This window comes from Pacificoceanicola niger (assembly GCF_048553275.1).
Taxonomy (GTDB): domain Bacteria; phylum Pseudomonadota; class Alphaproteobacteria; order Rhodobacterales; family Rhodobacteraceae; genus Pacificoceanicola.
This window is the reverse complement of the sequence record NZ_JBLZMW010000019.1, coordinates 1-4782: the sequence shown is the minus strand read 5'-3', so window position 1 is coordinate 4782 and position 4782 is coordinate 1. Positions and strand designations below refer to the sequence as shown.

4 protein-coding genes are annotated in these 4782 nt (G+C 60.6%); 1 reads left to right on the top strand and 3 read right to left on the bottom strand.

What is annotated here, in order from left to right:
• Positions 1 to 218: 218 nt before the first annotated feature.
• On the top strand, positions 219 to 998 hold the full coding sequence (locus ACN2XU_RS20025; protein ID WP_419412123.1) for an ATP-binding cassette domain-containing protein: 780 nt from the start codon (positions 219 to 221) through the stop codon (positions 996 to 998).
• Positions 999 to 1095: 97 nt separating this feature from the next.
• On the opposite strand, the gene ACN2XU_RS20020 is transcribed toward ACN2XU_RS20025, so the two are convergent.
• From ACN2XU_RS20020 to ACN2XU_RS20010, 3 genes are all read right to left on the bottom strand, one after another.
• Positions 1096 to 2496, bottom strand: a complete 1401-nt coding sequence (locus tag ACN2XU_RS20020; protein ID WP_419412122.1) for a TRAP transporter large permease — start codon at positions 2494 to 2496, stop codon at positions 1096 to 1098.
• Between the two features lie 12 nt (positions 2497 to 2508).
• On the bottom strand, positions 2509 to 3141 hold the full coding sequence (locus ACN2XU_RS20015; protein ID WP_419412121.1) for a TRAP transporter small permease subunit: 633 nt from the start codon (positions 3139 to 3141) through the stop codon (positions 2509 to 2511).
• Between the two features lie 92 nt (positions 3142 to 3233).
• A complete protein-coding gene (locus ACN2XU_RS20010) occupies positions 3234 to 4247 on the bottom strand; it encodes a C4-dicarboxylate TRAP transporter substrate-binding protein (protein ID WP_419412120.1) in 1014 nt (337 codons plus the stop codon).
• Positions 4248 to 4782 lie beyond the last annotated feature (535 nt).

Here is a 4782-nt window from a genome sequence, read left to right as displayed (position 1 = left end):
GAAACCTGCGGGAGACCAATGGATCAGAAAGGTCTCCGCATGACCTGCATGAACGATCTCCAGCGGAATGCGGACGACACCGCACGCGGGGAAACCCGCGGGAGACCAATGGATCAGAAAGGTCTCCGCATGACCTGCATGAAATCCGTCACATCTCGCACGATTGCCCGGGATACCGGGCAGTCGCAGACCGAAAACCGGACCAGAAAGGCAGCAGCATGACACAGCAGCCCATTCTCAAAGGCCGTGGCCTCGTCAAGCGCTACGGCAAGGTGACCGCCCTCGACCGCTGCGACTTCGATCTCTACCCCGGCGAAATCCTCGCTGTCATCGGCGACAACGGCGCGGGCAAGTCCACCCTGATCAAGGCAATCTCCGGCGCGGTGCAGCCCGACGCCGGGACCGTGGAACTGGACGGCAAACCGATCCACTTTCAGACGCCCATTGATGCGCGGAAGGCGGGGATCGAAACCGTCTACCAGACGCTGGCCATGTCCCCGGCCCTGTCCATCGCCGACAACATGTTCATGGGCCGCGAGATCCGGCAAAAGGGCATCATGGGCAAGGTTTTTAAAAAGCTCGACAAGGCAGAGATGCAACGCATCGCGCGGGAAAAGCTGAACGATCTTGGGCTGATGACCATCCAGAACATCAACCAGGCTGTCGAAACCCTCTCCGGGGGCCAGCGTCAGGGCGTGGCCGTGGCCCGCGCCGCCGCCTTCGGCTCGAAGGTCATTATTCTCGACGAGCCGACTGCGGCGCTTGGGGTCAAGGAAAGCCGCCGGGTGCTGGAGTTGATCCAGGATGTGAAATCGCGTGGCATTCCGATCATCCTGATCAGCCACAACATGCCGCATGTGTTCGAAGTGGCCGATCGCATCCACGTACACCGCTTGGGTCGCCGCCTCTGCGTGGTCAACCCGAAGGATTACACCATGTCGGACGCGGTGGCCTTCATGACCGGCGCCAAGGAACCGCCCACAGAACAAGCCGCCTGATCGCAGAGCATCAGACAAAGGAAAAGGCGCCTCGCAAGAAGCGCCTTTTTTGTATCGTGCAGCTTTCTATCGTGCAACTACGGTGCCGCCACGCGGCCTATGCCAGGGATGGCAACCACAGGACAATCGATGGGAAGGCCACCAGCAAGGCGATCGTCACCGCATCGGCCACGAAGAAGGGCATCACCCCCCGGAAGACATCCTGCACCGACAGCTCCGGGCGCACGCCCGCGACAACAAAGCAGTTCAGGCCAATGGGTGGCGTAATGAGGCAGAACTCCGCCATCTTCACCACGAGTATGCCGAACCAGATCGCGCACATCGTACCGGACATGCCAAAGGCGCTGTCCGCCGCCGCGACCGTCTCGCCACCGTTCAGAGCCATGACCGCCGGGTAGACAACGGGCAGGGTCAGCAGCAGCATGCCGATGGCATCCATGAACATCCCAAGCACCGCATAGCCGAGCAGGATGCAGACAAGGATCATCAGCGGCGGATAATGCAGTGAGGTGATCCAGTCGGAAAAGGCCGTCGGCAGGTCCGCAAAACCGAGAAAACGCACGTAGATCAGCACGCCCCAAATGATCGAGAAGATCATGATCGACAGCTTGGCCGTCTCGATCAGCGCATCCTTGAGTTCCGGCAGGCGCATGCCCCGGAACAGCGCCATGCAAAAGACAATGAACGCGCCGATGGCACCGCCTTCGGTGGGTGTGCCCCAGGCGTCGCCCCCGAACGGGTTGTAGACAAAGAAGATGATGATCACGACCACCGCCACGATGGGCAGCGCCGGAGGCAGGCTGGCAAACCGTTGCTTCCAGGTAAAGCCGGTGACCGGAGGGCCGAAGTTCTTCATGGTCAGGGCCAGACCGATGATCAGCGCCGCGTAGACGAACGCGGAGAAGACACCGGGAATGAAGCCTGCCAGCAGCAGCTTGCCCACATCCTGCTCCACAATGATCGCATAGATCACGAGGATCGCAGAGGGCGGGATGAGCGAGGCCAGCGTACCGCCCGCCGCCACGACGCCCGCCGCAAAGCGCTTGTCGTAGCCCACCTTGAGCATTTCCGGGATCGCGATACGCGCAAAGACCGCAGCCGTCGCCACGGAGGCGCCCGACACCGCCGCAAAGCCGGCCGTTGCGAACACAGTCGAAACCGCAAGCCCGCCCGGCACCCAGGCAATCCAGCGCTTTGCCGCCTCGAACAGAGCCCGTGTCAGACCCGCATAGTATGCAAGATAGCCAATGAGAATGAATGTCGGAATGAGCGAGAGCGCCTGGCTCGCGACCTTGCCATGGGGCACCTGCCCCGCGATCTTGACGCTGATCTCCAGCGCCTTGCCAAAGCGGTCCGGATCGTAGCCGAACTGATCCCAGCGCAGCCAGATAAGCCCGACAAGCCCCGCCAGCGCCGCAGCGAAAGCGACGCGCATCCCCAGGACAACAAGGATGAACATTCCGCCCGTGACCCAAAGGCCGATTTCAATCGAATCCATGATAGTCGCCCTTTAGCCGTCGTGACCTTGAATTTGTCTGGCTTCCGCCGCTGCCTGCTCTGCCGCCGTCTGAACCAATGGCACCGCCGCTGGCCGCTCCTCCCCGCGCAGGAAGGCGCGCCCAAAGCCCCAAAGCTGCAGCGCCAGCCGCAGGCTCATCACCGAGAAGGCCACAGGCACCACCAGCTTGGCCGGCCAGATCGGCAGCCCGATGTCGATAGAGCTGTCGCGGCTCCAGTTCGGTTTGGAGAAATCGAAACTGCGATCGAAATGCGCCCAGGTGCCCCAGACCAGCAGCAGCATCAGTATGAGCACTGCCAGAGTGGTCAGGAACTCCGCCAGCCACAGGGGCCGTCCGGACAGACGCCCGACGAGAATGTCCATGCGGATGTGCCCGCCTTCGCGCTGCACATAGGCGATGCCGAAGATCGCAATCAGCGGCATTGCCGCCTCGATCCAGTCTACATAGCCGCGCAGCGGTTCGTTGAACCCGTTGCGCCCGACGACGGAAATCACGGCAAGGCACATCAGCATGAAGGCGCCAAGCCCTGACACCGTTGCCATACCCCGCTCGATTTTCAGTAATCCCCGGTCGAGGCGCGACAGCAGGCTGTCGTCCTCCAGAACAGATGCCGACCCGGCCATATCCCCTCCGTCCCCGTCATCGGGGCTTCGTTGTTTTTGAAATGCAATCCCCCGGCGGCCTGCACCACCGGGGGACAATCAGGCCGCCACCGTCAGTTCGACGCGCGTGTCTCGGCGAGCGTGGATTTCACAAGGTCGAGCAGTTCCTGCGCGGGCATGCCCTGTGCGTTCATCTCGTCCAGCCATGCCTTCTGAATGGGCTGGCCGCCGACCTCTTCGAACTTGGCCAGCTCATCATCGGAGATCATGACCTTGGTCACATTTTTCTCCGCCAGCACGTCATCCCACTGCTTGAGAAGTTTGCCATAGTTTTCGAGGTAGTAGTCGATCGCCTCGTCCACCGAGCTGTCCAACGCCTCGCGCTCCGCGTCACTGAGTGACTCGTAGGCGTCGATGTTCACCACGACCGGGCAATTCACCGTGCCGGGGTTGAGGTTCGCGGTCCACCAATCGGCCTCGTTGATGGTTCCGAAAGACAGGTGCGCGTGCTGGGCAAAGGCAACGGTGTCGACAACGCCGCTTTCCATCGCCTGATAGGCTTCGGAGGATGTCACGGATGTGGGAACGCCGCCGACCGCTTCAAACGCCTGACCGATACCGCCGGTTGCGCGCACCCGCATGCCGTCGAATTTCTCAAGCGCGTCGCGCGGCTCGCCGGTGCCCACGAGATTGTACTGCGGCATCGGGGATGTCATCAGCATCTTCGCGTTCCACTGCGCCATTTCCTCGGCAACGGCCGGGTGCGCATAGACTGCATTTGAAACCGCGACTTCCTCATCAAGCGTATTCACGCCGAGGAACGGCAGCTCAAGCACGGTGATCGCGCGGTTCTTGTCCGGGTGATATCCGGCGCAGAACTGTGCCATCTCGAAAGCGCCGATGCTGATACCGTCGAGGTTCTCGGTGTTCTTCGACAGACCGCCATAGCTGATGGTCATTGTGAACTCGCCGTTCGTCTTTTCGGCGACCAGATCGGCCAGCTTGTGGATGTGCTCGGTGAAGGCACGGCGCTTGCCCCAGACGGACACGTTCCATTCGGTGGCGGCGGCTTCGCTTGCAAAGGCAAAGGCAACAACGGTGCAGAGCAGTTTTCCGGTGATGTTCAAGATAGGGACCTCCCATTGGTTTCATGGCGGTCAACGCCGCCTTGATGCGGCAGGTTAGTGCATCAAACGCCGGGCGCAAGGTTTTCCGGATTCGCAAAAGTATGGGTCCGCTACAGGACCGACGGTATGCGGCGGTACACCGGCGCAATATGTCGCACCATACCGTTTGCGCAAACACCGCCACTTTACCAAGGGTTGTGCGCGCTCGCGCTTGTTATGTTAGCGTCCAAGAGTTGTTTTTTAACAGCGGCTTAACACTTGGGCGGAAAATAAATTTTCAGCTTTCCAACCGCCTAGAAAATGGATTTACAAATTAACTCATATATATTCGTGGCTTATTCTATGATTTTCAGGACGTGCTATGGTGCCCTAGACTGCGACGTAGCGTAAAGACCGCGCCGCGGCACAAGCGTGATGAAAGGGAGGACCGCCATGACGGATCAGACAGCAATCGCCACCACCTACCCCCCCAGCGCGGAGCTTACGGCTTCTGCGAATGTTGATGCTGCGGCGTATGACGCGATGTATGCGCAGT

Excerpts from the sequence above, each read along its gene's own strand:
- ACN2XU_RS20025 (WP_419412123.1), top strand. The coding sequence starts at position 219 with ATGACACAGCAGCCCATTCTCAAAGGCCGTGGCCTCGTCAAGCGCTAC.
- ACN2XU_RS20020 (WP_419412122.1), bottom strand. The coding sequence starts at position 2,496 with ATGGATTCGATTGAAATCGGCCTTTGGGTCACGGGCGGAATGTTCATC.
- ACN2XU_RS20015 (WP_419412121.1), bottom strand. The coding sequence starts at position 3,141 with ATGGCCGGGTCGGCATCTGTTCTGGAGGACGACAGCCTGCTGTCGCGC.